This window comes from Anaerosporobacter sp. (assembly GCF_031551385.1).
Lineage (GTDB): Bacteria > Bacillota > Clostridia > Lachnospirales > Lachnospiraceae > Anaerosporobacter.
On record NZ_JAVBNS010000009.1, the window covers coordinates 32609 to 48038 of the forward strand.

A 15430-nucleotide genomic window follows, 5' to 3' on the forward strand; every position below is an offset into this window, starting at 1 on the left:
GGTTACATAAAGGAGTGAATAAATTGGCTGAAGAAAAGAATGTAGTTGAGCAGGATATTAATGAAATATTAAAGGTGAGAAGAGCAAAACTTGCAGACCTTCAAGAAAGAGGAAAAGATCCTTTTCAAATTATGAAATATGATGTAACACATCATAGTATGGAAGTAAAAAATAACTTTGAGGAATTAGAAGAAAAAGAAGTAGCACTTGCAGGGCGTATTATGTCTAAACGTGTTATGGGAAAAGCTTCTTTCTGTAATATAGCAGACGTTCAAGGTAATATTCAATCCTATGTTGCTAGAGATAGCGTTGGAGAAGAAGATTACGCAGAATTTAAAAAATTCGATATCGGTGATATCGTAGGTTTAGCTGGTACAGTTTTCAAAACAAAAACAGGTGAAATTTCAATCCATGCAACAAAAGTTACTTTACTATCAAAGAGCTTACAAGTACTTCCTGAGAAGTTCCATGGATTAAAAGATACTGATGTTAGATATCGTCAAAGATATATTGACTTAATTGTAAATTCAGAAGTTAAAGATACATTTATTAAGCGTTCTTTAATTATTCGTGAGATTCGTAACTACCTTGATAGCAAGAGCTTTATCGAAGTAGAAACACCAGTATTAGTTCCAATCGCAGGTGGTGCATCTGCAAGACCTTTCACAACACACCATAATTCACTTGACCAAGATATGAATTTAAGAATTTCTCTTGAATTATATCTAAAGAGATTGATTGTTGGTGGTTTAGAACGTGTTTATGAAATTGGACGAGTATTCCGTAACGAAGGTTTATCTGTACGTCATAACCCAGAGTTTACATTACTTGAATTATACCAAGCATATACAGATTACTACGGAATGATGGACTTAGTAGAAGAACTATACCGTACTGTAGCTTTAAAAGTTCTTGGAACTACTGTAATCTCATATGATGGTGTTGAAATGGATTTAGCAAAACCATTCGAGCGTCTAACAATGGTTGAGGCTGTTAAGAAATATGCTGGTATTGATTTCAACGAAATCGAGACAGAAGAGCAAGCGAAAGCACTTGCAAAAGAACATCATGTTAAATTTGAAACAAGACATAAAAAAGGTGATATTCTTAATTTATTCTTCGAAGAGTTTGTAGAAGAAAAATTAGTGCAACCTACATTTATTATGGATCATCCAGTTGAGATTTCTCCACTTGCTAAGAGAAAACCAACTGATCCTAACTATACAGAACGTTTTGAATTGTTCATTACTAAGAGAGAGATGGCTAACGCATTCTCTGAATTAAATGATCCAATTGACCAACGTGGACGTTTTGAAGCCCAAGAAGCGAATCGTATTGCTGGTGATGATGAAGCTGATCACCTTGACGAAGATTTCTTATGTGCTCTTGAATATGGTATGCCACCTACAGGCGGTATTGGTATTGGTATCGACCGTTTGATTATGTTGCTTACTGATTCAGCAGCGATTAGGGATGTGTTGTTGTTCCCTACGATGAAGAGCTTGGATAAATAAGTCCAGTAAAATCAGTACTTCCAAGGTTTTTGATATAAGGTTGACCAAGTTGTGACCAAGAAAAAACATAGTCATTAACACGAGTCAACGCTTAGATAAAGAATGGTTTGGATTTCAATTTAATAGAAAAAAGCACTATTAGAGGACATTTTCTAAAGAAATTTAGAAGATGTCCTTTTTTTGCGTTATGGAAATTAGTCAAAGAAAATTTAAAAATTGGTCAGATAATAATGACCCAAAACTGAAGGAGAATTGTATGGATAATAAGATAGAAAAAAAGACTCCATTAAATCTTGAGAAGAAAAAATTAAACCCTGACAAGTTTGTTAGGTATTCTGAGGGAGCACAAATGTACCATATGAGTGTATCGAAATTTATGCAACTCGCTAAAGATGCAAAAGCTTGTTATAAATTGAATCAAATGGTCTTAGTTAGTCTGGAGGTATTGGATCAATACATTGAAACATTCAGAATACTAGATGATGACTTTTACAAGTAAGAGGTGATGATTTGTTGAATAAACTAAAACCATCTGTCAGGAGTTACATTCATGATGACAATATTTATAAAAGATATTTACGCCCAGAAGAGGCTAGCAAGATTTTTGGTTTAGATGAAAGTCGCATTATTCAATTTGCCTCAGCAGCTGGAGCTATCTATCAATTACCAAGGATACTTCTTATTCGTCATCAGAGATTGGAGGATTACATGAAACACCTTTACAAAGTACATGGTACAAATAAATTAGTTCATAAGAAATATGTTCGAATAGGTGAGGGTTCTATCATTTACAGTATTGGTCATCATCGCTTTATTGAAATGGCAAGAGCTGCAGGAGCGGTATATAAAATTAATGAAGGGACTGGTGGAACTGTTCTGATTAACTTAGAGTTATTTGATGATTATATGGAGCAGTTTAGAGAAAAGTCAGTTCCGATGAAAAACCCATTATGGAAAGAAAGCGAAAGTTAGGAAGGGGGAAGACATGGCATATTCGTATAAAAGCTATTCACAAACAAAGGATGTAATGAAGAAATACGTGAATGCGACAGAAGGATCTATTATTTACAGTTTAGGTAAAACACGATTTATGGCACTGGCGAAAGAAGCGGGAGCAGTATATAAAGTAGGAGCTTCTGCACTAGTTAATACAGAGGAATTTGAACAGTACTTGGAACAATTTTTGGAACCAGCCAAACCATTACCAAAGCATACTTGGAGAAACCAGAAGGAGAGTTGATTATAATGGTCTTTAATTATTATTACGGTTCGGAAGCGGATCAATTTAATTTCATACGAATTCCGAAGCGGTTAATTACAGATCCATTATTTGCAGACTTGTCATTGTCAGCAAAATTGTTATACGGAATTCTTCTCGATAGAATGAGTCTTTCTATGAAGAATAAGTGGTTAGACAAAGAAAATCGTGTATACATCATTTATCAAATATCTGAGATTATGGAAAATCTAAATATGGCTGAAAAAACGGCTATTAAAACATTGAAAGAATTAGAGGTTGTAGGTTTAGTCGAAAAGAAAAGACGTGGATTAGGATTGCCGAGTCTTCTATATGTTAAAAACTTTATTATTGATGATATGAAGCAAGAAAAGGAAGAAGACATAGAAGAAAAAGGTATCCAAAGTGAGAGAAGTTCAAGAACTGGTAAATTGTACAGTTCAAGACCTGTAGAAAATGACTGTTCTGGAACTGAAGAAAATACAGTTTCAAGACCTGTAGAAAATGAAGGTTCAAGAACAGTAAACATGGAAGTTCAAGAACAGCAGAAAAAGATGGCACTTATTAGTAAGACTGAATTTAGTGATACAGATTTTAGTAAGACTGATACGAATCATATCAAATCGAATCAAATCATATTTGGTGATGAGAAGCGAGATGATGGGATTGATGTCGTAAGTGCGTATCAAGAATTAATTAGAGAAAATATCGATTATGATTTGCTAATTGAGCGTCATCCCTATGATCGAGAATTGATAGAGGGAATTTACAATTTACTGATTGAGGTTGTATTGAATCAAAGTGAGATGATGGTTATTTCAAGTTCAGAACTGCCAAGTGCATTAGTAAAGAGCAGATTCTTAAAACTAAATTTGTCGCATATTGAGTATGTGATGAACAGTCTTCAAGGTAATACTACAAAGGTGAATAATATCAAGAAGTATTTGCTTGCTGCATTGTTCAATGCACCATCAACAATATCAGGTTACTATCAATCTTTAGTGAATTATGATATGCCTCAATTTGCTAGAAAATGAAAAACACCAGAAACTGGTGTGAAAAAGATAAAATACACCAGCCTAGTTTCTATCCGGATAACTGATATGAGGTTAATATATACATATTCCAAGCGAAAGCACGGAAGGACAATTGAATATCAGTTACAGATTTGCAATATAAAGCAACACAAAGAGAAATCTTTGAAGGAGTAAAATTTCAGGATATTCGCCTGGAGGGCTCAAGACCAATGTTATCACATTAGTAGTTCGATGGATTGAAAGATGAAGAACGAGAGGCAGGGCACAAGCTTGGTAAAGGGAAGTCGAATATGGTGGAAGGATAATAACCCATGGAGGTCGAGAGGTTCGACCTTATCCTCGAAACGGCAAGAGAGGAGATAGTGTTACCGCAAGGTAAGGCGTCATGAATGCGTAGGCAGCTCGTTTGTAACTCCCGGGAATGAGTACATTCCTTGTGTACGGGGCGAAGAGGGACTTGAAACAGTTGACGTACACCATACATAGCGAAAAGCTATGAATACGCAGGAGGATGCAGAATGATAGGAAGTGCGGTAACAGAAATACCAACATCCACATTCTATTCACTTGATAAACTAGTAAAAGCTGTGAATCAAAAGTTATTAGAACTTCATAATGCATTTATCCGATGGAAGGAATGTAAAGATGGAGGAAAAGAAGAATAACAAGCACAGATTAACGAAAGCGGAAAGAGAAGAACGAAAGTTCAACAAAGATCTAAAAGATTGTATGAGATGCAAATTCTTTTGGGGCAATGATAGTAGATGTATTAACAGCAATTGCTTTAAGGAGAAGAGAAAGGAACCAGAAAAGACAGTACGTAGTGAATGTACGGATTGTTCCTACAAACAAGGTGATGGGTATTGTTTTCCGTGTATGAAAAAAATATTGGAAAGAAAGTGACAAAAAAAGAATGTGGGGAAGAGCAAAAAGTTTATTGAAAAGGAGATTAAATCAAATGGATAATGATTTTGAAATCATAGGGATTGATCATGGTTGGTCAATGGTCAAGACATCAAGCCAGGTATTTGTTACTGGTGTAAAGGAGATAACTACCGAACCAGGGATGTTTGATGATGTACTTGAACTGGATGGAAAGTATTACAAAATTGGCGGTGTGAGATTAGAGGTAAGAGATGTAAAGATTGAAAATGACAATTTCTACATACTCACTTTAGCCGGTATTGCAAGAGAGTTAAGAAAACGTGGCAAGAAAGAAGCTAATGTATTTATTGCAGCGGGTTTGCCACTTACAAGATTCGGTGTTGAGAAATCTGGATTTTTGGAATATCTCACAAAACGAAAAGAAGTGAGATTTTACTATGAAAAAGAGATGTATCAAATCAAGATTGTAAATGCGGCTGTATTTCCTCAGTGTTATGCAGCAATTGCTGATAGAATTCAAAACTTTGGGAATAAGGTTGTAATCATTGATATAGGAAGTTGGACAATTGATATTATGCCTGTTGTTGATAGAAAACCAGATAATTCAAGATGTACCACAACACAGCAGGGGTTGATTACCTGTATGAGGTCAGTAAATGATCAATGTGTACGACAACTCGGAGCTGGAATTGATGAAAGCGAAATTCAGCATATTATGAGGAATGGTACAAGTGATATTGATGAAGAGTACCAAAATATCATCAAGAAAGAAATCACAGATTACACAGACCGTGTATTCAATTCTCTTAGAGAATATGGTTACAACCTAAAGACGACGCAGCTGGTATTTGTAGGAGGTGGAGCTGTAGTAATGAAAAATTTCAGCACGTTTAAACAAAAGAATATCAACTATATTTTAGACGTGAAAGCGAATGCTAAAGGATTTGAATATCTTGCAAATATTGGACTAAAAAGAAGATAGGGGTGAGATAAATGGCAAAAGCAGATCGTGATAGCATTGTTCATTATAGTCTTAGGCTTAATCTAAAGAATCCTAGACATTTGGAGATTCATAAGATATTTAAGCATCTGAATCAGGAAATGAACAAAACGCAAAACCAACTTTTTATATCTGCATTAGAGTTTTATGTTGATAATGTTGGGAAAGCCAATCTGGTAGAATTAGATAAAATAAAATCGAATGAATATGTGACTAGAGATGATATAGAGGAGATTAAAGAGGAGTTGCATGCCAGTGTAATTACCGAAGCTAGGAATGAAGTAATTCGATTACTTGGTGGTGTTGTAGCTGGAATGCAACAGATAGTACCGAAAGGATATTATCCGGTTCCGCAGGGTCAGGAAAGAAGATTTGATGAAGAAGATCATATGCAAGATAAACAAACGATAGACCAGCTGGCTGACCTTGCTAGTAGCTGGATGGAAGAAGATGGAGGAATGGGTGAATGAGAAAAGTTTTTTCAACAATAGGGTATGGATTTCTTGGATTTCTAAAAGGAATCGTTTGGCTTATATTGAATTTATTAAAATTGCTATTGGAGCTAGCAAGGGTAATACTTCTATTGTTTGGACTTGTTCTCAGAGTATTCCTTGCGTTCGTAAGAGCAGGAACACCATGAAAGGAGGTTGTTTGTATGGCTACTGGATATAAAGCGTACAGAGAAAACCGAAGATTGATGAAGTATTTCTTTCAATTAAGAAATATGGCAGTTTAAGAAAAGGAGAACTAGATGCATTTAATACGGGACAAACCATTTACTGTCTCCGTGTACAAAACTGAATAATTTCACACAGTCATGTGGATAGGTAGTAACGGAGAACAGTATTGCCTATCCACTGGATTGGGTAGGTATTAGCGGCTATAAGGAGCCGCTATTTTCATATAAACAATTACAAATAATAAAAGAAAGAATGAGGTAATCAAATGAAAGAGATTTTTGAACAGTATGGATCAGTAATTATTGCAGCAGTTGCAATCAGTGCATTGGTAGCAATTATCGTAATGCTTTTGGCAACAGATGGAGTAGTAGCAAATTCCTTCAAGAACCTGATCGACAGCTTCTTTAACAGAGCAGTAGGAACTATTACAGGCTAATGGAATGTAGTAGAGAAACCAATAACAACAATTAAGAAAGAATGAGGTAAATCAAATGAAAGAGATTTTTGAACAGTATGGATCAGTAATTATTGCAGCGGTAGCAATCAGCGCATTGGTAGCAATTATCGTAATGCTTTTGGCAACAGATGGAGTAGTAGCAAATTCCTTCAAGAACCTGATCGACAGTTTTTTCAACAGAGCAGCTGGAACCATTACAGGCTAATGCTGAAGAACGAGGTAAAGTCAGAATTACACGAAGAGGGGACATTCTCCCCTCTTGGGAAGGAGAACTATGGAACGAAGTACAAAGTGGGAGCTTGTTCCCGCACATTTTGGACCTTTATGGTCATATATCGAGGATGATGAAATCACGGATATTGATTTTAATGGTACGGATTTATGGATTACCAATACAGCAAATGAACGAATAAAAGTGGAGGAGCATGGCGTTTCGAAGGAATTTATCGAGAAGTTCAGCCATTATATTGCCAACAACGTGAGCAAGCCTTTTAACAAGGTGGAGAATCTGTTAGAGGCAGATACCGATACCCTTCGTATCAGTATTGTCCATGAGTCATCAGCAATTTCAGGAAGGTCGGTTTGTATCAGAAAGACCCTTCCGACCGTTCGTATGACAAGAGAAAGTATGATTACAGATGGATATTGTACCAAAGAAATTTTAGAGCTTTTGACAAATTGCGTGAAAGCACGTATGAACTTTGTATTCTGTGGGGAACCAGGTGTGGGAAAGACAGAGGGAATTAAGTTCTTTTCACAGTATATCTCTGCAAACGAAAGAGTCATTACGATTGAAGATACCCCGGAGCTTCATTACAGGGAAATCAATCCAGAAAAGGATTGTGTGGAATTGATGGTATCGGATGGGTTCAGCTATACAAAAGCGATTAAGACAAGTCTGAGACAAAATCCTAAATGGCTTATGCTATCAGAAGCCCGCTCTGTGGAAGTAAAATATCTGCTTGAAAGCTTATCTACAGGAATTCGTGGATTCACCACAATTCATACGGATGATGTAAGAAAGATACCAGATCGTATTTTAAATATGTTGGCAAGTAGAACTGATGCTGACCGAATGGAGAATGATATTTTCATGTTCATTGATGTAGGTATTCTAGTCCGTAAGAAACAGATGGAGGATGGCAAAATCAGAAGATACATTGATCAGGTTTGCTTCTTTTATCGAAAGGACGGATGCAATATTACGGTTCCGGTGGTATTAAATGGAGAATTGGCAGAGAAGAACCTTCCAGAACCAGTCTTTGAGAAATTTAATCGAATGGGTATTACACCTTTTTCAGAGAAAGGAGGAAATGAGGATTGAAGAAAGAATGTGGAAAAAAGAAAAAAAGTTCTCTCAGGTTTTTGCGATATAAGAACCTGACACTGGAGCTTGCAAGGTATGGATATGAGTTTACACCTAAGAAAGCAATGATTTCCTATGGAATGATTGTGCTTCTTGCAGCTATCTTTGGACTGTTGTATAAGTTGCAGTTACCTTATATTGCAGCAATCGGAATTATTGGGGTGGTGTTCTCGCCACTGGTTCTGATTCAGACCATGAAGGGGAAGTATCACACGACCATGTTTTCTATGGCAAATAATTATATGGAACAGTTCTTGTATTCCTTTAAGAGAAACAAAACCATACTGAATGCATTGACAGAGACGGCAACTATTTTTGATGAAGGAGAGTTTCATGAAATACTGCTTCAGGCAATCGAACATATTCAGTATGCCACAGACAGTGAAAATCCAGAGGAAGAAGCACTTGCGATGATTGGAGAGTTCTTTCATTGTGAAAGAGTCGATGCTGTTCATTCCTTTGTAATGGGTGCACAGAGACGTGGTGGTGATGCAGGAGGCAGTATTGCATTGCTTTCTAAGAATAGAGCCATGTGGGCAGAGCGCATTATCAATCTACAAAAGGAATTTCAAATTGTAAAACGAAATATCATGATTGCATTGGTAGCAACGTTGCTGATTTGTATTCTTCCTCTTTATCTGTTAGGCGGAGACTTGGATATCAGTGCGATTCCTCTATGCCAGGTATCGGCGGTGGTATTGATTGGTATCTGTATGCTCATCTATGTAAAGGCAGATAAGAAGTTGTGTAGAAGCTGGATTGAGAAGGAAACGGACAGTTCAGGAATGGAGCGGAAATACCTTCAGGTAAGAGACTACGATGAAGCAAAGGAAGCCAAAAGCAGTCAGAAAATGGCGGTCATTCCAGCAATCCTTTTTATCGGTGCATTTGTGTATTTTCAAAATATTGCTGTGCTGGTAGGTGGGATTGTAGTGGTACTGTTTTTCTTAAATCAGCATAAGGTGGGGCATAATCTTGCCAAGAAAAAGGTAGCAAGGGAGATTGAAAAACAGTTCCCTAACTGGTTGATGGAGGTAGCATTACTGTTACAGACCGATAACGTGCAGATGGCAATCCGTAAATCCATGGACAGTGCGCCGGAGGTCTTGATTCATGCACTGGATGAATTGATTTTGGAACTGGAAGATGATCCAAATGCAATTGAACCATATCACAGATTTTTAAAGGATTATCGAAACCCAGATGTGCAGTCAGCCATGAAAATGCTTTATGCATTATCCAGTGGAAATGCAGGGGATGTCACAAAGCAGGTGGAAGAACTTATAGACCGCAATAATGCCATGATGGATAAGGCTGAGAAGCTGACTCAAGAAGATAAGATTGCAGGGATGAAGATCTATATTCTGTTACCGTCACTACTTGCTTCTTTTAAGTTGATGGTGGATATGGCACTGCTTTTGGTGGTATTCCTTCAGAACCTGACGTTTGGAATGTAGGAGGGAAAAGAATGAGCACAACAATTAAGACCTATGTGGGAATTTTTATCCTTCTGTTATCCGTATTTACGATGGCTGGAGTTATGACAGCCTGTATAGACGCAAACAATGCGAGGGATTTTCATGCTTCTGTAGTTGCAGAAATCGAGGATTCTAACTTTGCACCAAGTGTGATCACTGCATGTAAGACGCAGGCAGTAAATGCAGGCTATGAGCTTTTGATTGACGAGAGCAGTATTGTAAAAGACGAAGATGGAAAACCAACTTTGATGGAAGTGATTCTGAAATACAACTATCATGTGGACTTCTTAGGAGTCATCAGCACCCAGCAGATTCGGGCATTTGCAAGATAGGAGGATTTTATGAAGTTGATTATAGAACAATTTGGAAGTGGGATTATTTATGCCATTGCAGGAAGTGGAATGGCAGCCATACTGATTGGCTTTTTAAGAGTGATCAGCAGTTGAGGAGGATTAAATGAAGGAGATTTTTGAAGAGTATGGAGAGTTTATCATTGAAGCAGTCAGTGGAGGACTCTTTCTTGGAATACTGGCATATTTCTTTCTCGGTACGCCTATGACAACGCTGATTCATCTTTTCATTACCAGTGTGTTAGGAGGTGGTGCTTAGATGAAAGAGATATTCCATGAGTTTGGAACGGCAATCATTGCTATAGTAACTGCTGTCTTGATACTTGGAGTTTTAGTTGGAATCTCGATATCAGGCAAAACAGGAATATTAAAGATTGCAGGAGTGTCAGTAGAAAAAGAAGAAACAGATTATGCTTCTTATTATGACTTTGATTCCGTAGTTACTTGGCATAACAGGACGAAGCCGGTTGCAGCATACACAGCTTCTTATGGTAGGTTCTTTGCTTTGGATAGTACCAGTTTTCTTTCCAAGTATTATGCCAAGGATATGGAAGGAACGATTTATCCGATGGATAAGGTAATCCTTGCAAAGTTGTTTACAAATACCATGTTTGGTAAAGTGTTAGATATCAGAAGAGCCGATGGAACAAGTGTTATGAGTTCCTATTCCGCTACGGATGGGAGCATCTGCTTTCCAAGTGCAGGCGTGTATGTGGTCTATTTCCAGATCAGGGACAGAGAAAATCTGACCAGTGTCTGGAAGATACCGATTGCAGTGGATGAGAGGAGGAGCTTGGGATGAAGAATGTGTTTTTAGGCTTTGGAATTACCATCTGTGCGATTATTTCGATTGTCATTGTAATGACCCTGTGTGGAACGAATATGAGACAGAACGAGCTAAATCGTGCAGTAGACAGTGCTTTACAGGATACCGTGGAGAACCAGTTTGATAGTAAGACCTATTCCGTGAGCAGTAATGATGAATTTGTAGCAGATTTTATGGAAGCCTTATTGGTGCAGATCAATTCTGAATGTTCCATAATAGTAAATGTATTGGATGTGGACTATCAGAAGGGTCTCTTATCCGTAGAAATCATAGAGAAATATAAACATCCAATTGGAACAGAAGGTCAGGTGTCTGTAAAGAGAACCGTGATTATGGAACAGTATACAGTTACAGTTAGTTAGGAGGCGCAAGATGAAAGAGAAGATGAAGAGATTTTTAAGAAAGCATTGGAAGTCAATGGTAGGTGTTTTAGCTATAATAGTGTTAGTTGCAGGAGTATTGATTGTTTCTAATTTGGAGTCAAAGCAGAATATGCTACAAATTTCCTCTGAAACTGAAGGCAATAGAATTACAAGTGAGGAAGAAGTGAAACCGACAGAAGCTCCTTTAGTAGAAGAAACGCCTCAAGTAGAAGATACAAAAGAACCGACAAAGGAATCTGCGGAAAGCACAAAAAAGAATACTAGCGTTACCGCAACACCAACGGTGGAAGCCAAGAATTCAGAAACAGAAAAGTCCACTGTAACGAAGAAAGCAGAGACGAAATCAGAGGAAGAAACCACATCAGCAGTGAAACCAACAGAAAAACCATCTACTCAGTCCGAACCAACTACGACGGTTGCACCGACGTCAGAAACAAAGTATGTTCCAATATCAGAAGGTTGGAAAGCGGAAGCATCTGCAAAGGGAGATATTACTTCTGCGCAGAAGGCAGATATTGATTCCATGATTCAGATTTGGAAATCAGGTGCTTTATCGGATACAGAGCTGAAGGATAAAATCATCAGTTATCTGGAGGAGCAAAAGATAGACTATATGGAAGTCAGTGTTACCAGTAAAGGATATGCACTATTTGATGAGGTTCCTGAAATTGATTTGAGAGACGGTGGAAATCTGTATTCCTATGTAGGCACCTATAGTACGGGAAAGCAGAATCCAGATGGAACCAACAAGACCGTATGCTATAACTGGTCGGCATTTGTATTTTAGAGGAAGGAAGAATTGAATATGAAGAAATCATGGAAAACAGGCTTACTCAGTCTGTTTTTCTTATTGTCCGTAATTGGATTTACAGCTCTTGCACCTCCACAGGAGGCGCATGCAGCTACCTTTGATAACGCAGTTACCTTTTATAATACGTATGGGTCACAGATTGTTTTTAAAGATGGATACTTTTACTTTGCGACAATGGGAAAACAGGCAAGTGCCAGTGTAAATACGACCCATTGGGGGACGGTAGGCTATCGGATGAAAGTGACAACGAGTTCACAGACCGCTTATATTTATTTTAATCTAAGTGGATATACCGTGGAGACAGTTGACTCGGTAGCCAGTGGTGGCTATATTTATGAGCTAAGCCGTATTAACTTAAGTTATGTAAAATCCAAGCTGGCACAGACAAACCGAACAGCATACAACGAATTTATTATCAATGGTGGTTATATCGTGGTAGATAGCTGTATGATTACAATCAAGATTGATAAGTATGGAAATCGTACCAATAGTGGTTCCATGGATGATTATGGGAATTTTTATGGTAGTGTTTATACTGACTATAATGGCATTGCAAATGCAGCTCCTTGGAGTAATCCAAGCTCTTTGCACAATTATTTTAATAAGACAATCAATTATGTAACGCAGCTAAAATCAAGACAAGTTGTATATGTCAGGTATCAGCAGGCAGATGGTGGTTATGGCAGTTATAGTGCTGTCATCAACAAAGATTATGTATATGGAGAAACAGTCTTTTGGTCAAGAGATGCTGACTCTTGCTATAATGCTGCAAGTATTTCCTATACAGCAAAGCAGGCGAAGACTTCATATGTATCGGTTACCCGTAAGCAATATGTGCAGAATGTCTATGTGAAATATCAGGATGCAAACGGGAATTACAGTGGTGACTGGGCACTTGCCAAAAGTCAGAACCTGTATTATGGGGCAAGCTTTGAATGGTCTTATTCCGGAGATGCCTGCTACAATGCTGCAAGTGTTAGTAAATATACGGTTACTGGAGCAAAGAATCATTATATCTATATTTCAAGAAAGAAATATTCAGTAAGTGCCAGTGCAGGGATAGGAATCAGTAGTGTTTCGGGCAGTGGAAGTTATTATTATGGAGCTAATTGCATAGTAGATGCGGTAGTGAAAACCGGATACACATGGAAGAACTGGACAGGAACCTATACTTCTACCAGTAAAAATTATACTTTTTTGGTAACTGGAAATGTTGCTTTGACAGCAAATGCAGAGGCGAATACCTATTATATTGTGTTTCATCCGAATGGTGGTAGTGGGACGATGACTACTTTAACCTGCAAGTATGATCAGAACTATACCTTGCCGGCAATGAGTTTTGCTTATCCATCCCATCCATGTAAGTATCTTGGATGGAATACGGATGCCAATGCTTATTATGCGACCTATGCTGAAAAACAGCAGATTCGTAATCTTACCAGTATGAATGGATACACGTTTCACTTTTATGCAATCTGGGACTATGCACCTGATCTGACTTGCACGGACAGATATTTTACCTTGTATGAAGCGCAGACAGGAGTGATTACCGAGGCGGAACTTCTTCGAACGGTAACATCAACAGACAGGGAAGATCGAACAACTACGATTAGGGTTAAAAATTATTCTACAAATACTTTTACAGGCTTAACAGGGTCTGTTGTGATTACGATAACGTATATCACAACAGACAGTAGAAATAATATAACGGAAAAGCAGGCAAAGGTAACGATTGTAGATACAGAAGCAACAAAAGAAGGTCCAATGGACTTTGATGGAAAGAAGCAGTATGCAAGATTTATAGCGGCAGATTATTATCAGAAAGATTATGCCTCGGGAGGATTGGAGGCAACATCAAAGTGGAGAAGTGAAGTTACCTATCGGAATACTTTAGCAGCGGCAATGAGCAATATGAAAGTGGAAGATGGAAACTGGTCACATGTAGTAAAGAGTTATGAATTTTCAAAAGATGAAATTAATCAGGTGAAGCAATATGTGAAAGATAATGGAATGGGCAATTCAGAAAGCAGAAATGCTTTATTAAGATTAATTTCTCAGATTTTTAATGACTAAAAAGGCACCTATAATTTAATAACACGAAATGTAACTTAGGAGATATGAGCCAAAAACCCATATCTTCTTATTTTTTTGCCCAGAAGGAGGTCGCAATGTTGAATAAAGTAAAAGTGAGCACCATTCCGTTAAAGAACGGAGAATGTGCAGTAGAGATTGTAATTACCATCGGAACGGAACAGCCAAAGAAAGTAAAGCAGGAGTCGACAATTTATGCAGAAACACTTGAAGCACTGGCAGAAACGTGGATGGACAAGGATCAAAGTAACCATGACAACGATGAGGATGAAGGATTCCTCTATGACAATTTAGATTAAGGAGAAGGATTATATGATGAATTATGAGATTTTTAAGGAAGTAGTAGCAGAGAAATTTATGGATTATTTACCAGCACAGTATCAGGGGATGAAGATTGATGTTCATCCAGTTGAAAAGGTAAATGTGACAATGGACGCAATTAATTTATTAGGGGATGGGGCAGGAATATCTCCTACAATTTATATCAATGATATGTATGATCACTATAAAACCACCGAGGATTTACAGGAAGTATTTCAGTCTGCGGCAGAGAGAATGGAACGTGCAATGAAAGAAGCTCCTGAGATTATTCCTTCGCTTGATATGCAAGAGGCAAAGGACAATATTGTTTTTCAGCTCATTAATACAGAGCAGAATAGGGATATGCTCTTAGATACACCAAATAGAAAGTTCCAGGATTTATCAGTGATCTACAGATGGGTAGTAAAATCTGACATGGATGGCATTCAGAGTACGGTGGTTCGAAATGCATTAGCGGAAAGATTGGGATTTACAGAAGAGCAGATGTTTAAGCTTGCGGTAGAGAATACCAGAAGAATGTTCCCGCCAACCGTAAAAAGTATGAACGATGTAATTAGAGATATGTTTATGAAGGATGGTATGCCAGCTGAAATTGCAGATATGATGATTGGGGAAATGCCACCAGAACAGACCATGTGGGTCATTAGCAATGACAGAGGTATCAATGGTGCAATTTCTATGCTTTATGAAGATCAGCTTCACAAACTTGCAGAGCAGTTAGAAACAGACCTCTATATTATGCCCTCATCTGTGCACGAAGTAATTGCAGTGTCTTCATCAATGGGAGATCCAAATGAATTGGCACAGATGGTAGCTGAAATCAATATGGATCAGGTGTCAATAGATGAGAGATTATCAAATCAGGTATATCACTATGATAAAGATTTAAGAAAACTGTCGCTTGCTACAGATACTCCTAACAAGCGTTTGGATGGAATTGTGGCTGAACCAAAGTTAATTTATGACACAAAAGAACAGTCCAGATAGGAGGTAG

General features: G+C 37.7%; 22 protein-coding genes. All 22 read left to right on the forward strand.

The window, feature by feature from the left end; translation table 11 throughout:
* Positions 1-23 precede the first annotated feature (23 nt).
* The gene (gene lysS / locus RMR19_RS01200; RefSeq protein ID WP_310601726.1) at positions 24-1514 is read left to right on the forward strand and encodes a lysine--tRNA ligase; all 1491 of its coding nucleotides are present in this window, start codon (positions 24-26) and stop codon (positions 1512-1514) included.
* 256 nt (positions 1515-1770) lie between these two features.
* Entirely contained in the window at positions 1771-2013 is a 243-nt protein-coding gene (locus RMR19_RS01205) for a DUF6462 family protein (protein ID WP_310601727.1), read from the forward strand.
* Between the two features lie 14 nt (positions 2014-2027).
* On the forward strand, positions 2028-2486 hold the full coding sequence (locus tag RMR19_RS01210; protein ID WP_310601728.1) for a DUF6462 family protein: 459 nt from the start codon (positions 2028-2030) through the stop codon (positions 2484-2486).
* 13 nt (positions 2487-2499) lie between these two features.
* Positions 2500-2754 carry a DUF6462 family protein gene (locus RMR19_RS01215; RefSeq protein ID WP_073285354.1) on the forward strand — a complete coding sequence of 85 codons (255 nt, stop codon included), beginning with the start codon at positions 2500-2502 and terminating at the stop codon, positions 2752-2754.
* Positions 2755-2759: 5 nt separating this feature from the next.
* Positions 2760-3788, forward strand: coding sequence for a DUF6017 domain-containing protein (locus RMR19_RS01220; protein ID WP_310601729.1), 1029 nt, complete (start codon positions 2760-2762; stop codon positions 3786-3788).
* A gap of 518 nt (positions 3789-4306) precedes the next feature.
* Positions 4307-4453 (forward strand): hypothetical protein, encoded by a 147-nt coding sequence (locus tag RMR19_RS01225; RefSeq protein WP_310601730.1) that lies wholly within the window; start codon positions 4307-4309, stop codon positions 4451-4453.
* Positions 4434-4691 carry a hypothetical protein gene (locus RMR19_RS01230; protein WP_310601731.1) on the forward strand — a complete coding sequence of 86 codons (258 nt, stop codon included), beginning with the start codon at positions 4434-4436 and terminating at the stop codon, positions 4689-4691. Before RMR19_RS01225 ends, RMR19_RS01230 begins: the two co-directional genes overlap by 20 nt.
* A 55-nt stretch (positions 4692-4746) precedes the next feature.
* Entirely contained in the window at positions 4747-5655 is a 909-nt protein-coding gene (locus tag RMR19_RS01235; RefSeq protein ID WP_310601732.1) for a ParM/StbA family protein, read from the forward strand.
* An 11-nt stretch (positions 5656-5666) separates the two neighbouring features.
* On the forward strand, positions 5667-6143 hold the full coding sequence (locus tag RMR19_RS01240; protein WP_310601733.1) for an ATP-binding protein: 477 nt from the start codon (positions 5667-5669) through the stop codon (positions 6141-6143).
* Complete coding sequence (locus RMR19_RS01245; protein WP_310601734.1) at positions 6140-6313, forward strand: hypothetical protein; 174 nt, start codon at positions 6140-6142, stop codon at positions 6311-6313. The genes RMR19_RS01240 and RMR19_RS01245 overlap by 4 nt, the downstream gene beginning before the upstream one ends.
* Positions 6314-6618: 305 nt before the next feature.
* Complete coding sequence (locus RMR19_RS01250; protein WP_310601735.1) at positions 6619-6789, forward strand: hypothetical protein; 171 nt, start codon at positions 6619-6621, stop codon at positions 6787-6789.
* Between the two features lie 55 nt (positions 6790-6844).
* Complete coding sequence (locus tag RMR19_RS01255; protein ID WP_170865455.1) at positions 6845-7015, forward strand: hypothetical protein; 171 nt, start codon at positions 6845-6847, stop codon at positions 7013-7015.
* Positions 7016-7084: 69 nt separating this feature from the next.
* A complete protein-coding gene (locus RMR19_RS01260) occupies positions 7085-8134 on the forward strand; it encodes an ATPase, T2SS/T4P/T4SS family (protein WP_310601736.1) in 1050 nt (349 codons plus the stop codon).
* Positions 8131-9633 (forward strand): hypothetical protein, encoded by a 1503-nt coding sequence (locus RMR19_RS01265; RefSeq protein ID WP_310601737.1) that lies wholly within the window; start codon positions 8131-8133, stop codon positions 9631-9633. The genes RMR19_RS01260 and RMR19_RS01265 overlap by 4 nt, the downstream gene beginning before the upstream one ends.
* An 11-nt stretch (positions 9634-9644) precedes the next feature.
* Entirely contained in the window at positions 9645-9986 is a 342-nt protein-coding gene (locus RMR19_RS01270; protein WP_310601738.1) for a hypothetical protein, read from the forward strand.
* Positions 9987-10110: 124 nt separating this feature from the next.
* A complete protein-coding gene (locus tag RMR19_RS01275) occupies positions 10111-10263 on the forward strand; it encodes a hypothetical protein (RefSeq protein ID WP_310601739.1) in 153 nt (50 codons plus the stop codon).
* Positions 10264-10806 (forward strand): hypothetical protein, encoded by a 543-nt coding sequence (locus RMR19_RS01280; RefSeq protein WP_310601740.1) that lies wholly within the window; start codon positions 10264-10266, stop codon positions 10804-10806.
* The gene (locus tag RMR19_RS01285; RefSeq protein WP_310601741.1) at positions 10803-11192 is read left to right on the forward strand and encodes a hypothetical protein; all 390 of its coding nucleotides are present in this window, start codon (positions 10803-10805) and stop codon (positions 11190-11192) included. Before RMR19_RS01280 ends, RMR19_RS01285 begins: the two co-directional genes overlap by 4 nt.
* 10 nt (positions 11193-11202) lie before the next feature.
* Complete coding sequence (locus tag RMR19_RS01290) at positions 11203-12000, forward strand: hypothetical protein (protein WP_310601742.1); 798 nt, start codon at positions 11203-11205, stop codon at positions 11998-12000.
* 18 nt (positions 12001-12018) lie between these two features.
* Entirely contained in the window at positions 12019-14097 is a 2079-nt protein-coding gene (locus tag RMR19_RS01295) for an InlB B-repeat-containing protein (RefSeq protein ID WP_310601743.1), read from the forward strand.
* 95 nt (positions 14098-14192) lie between these two features.
* A complete protein-coding gene (locus RMR19_RS01300; RefSeq protein WP_310601744.1) occupies positions 14193-14414 on the forward strand; it encodes a hypothetical protein in 222 nt (73 codons plus the stop codon).
* 13 nt (positions 14415-14427) lie between these two features.
* Positions 14428-15423 carry a DUF5688 family protein gene (locus tag RMR19_RS01305; RefSeq protein WP_310601745.1) on the forward strand — a complete coding sequence of 332 codons (996 nt, stop codon included), beginning with the start codon at positions 14428-14430 and terminating at the stop codon, positions 15421-15423.
* The last annotated feature ends 7 nt before the right edge of the window (positions 15424-15430 follow it).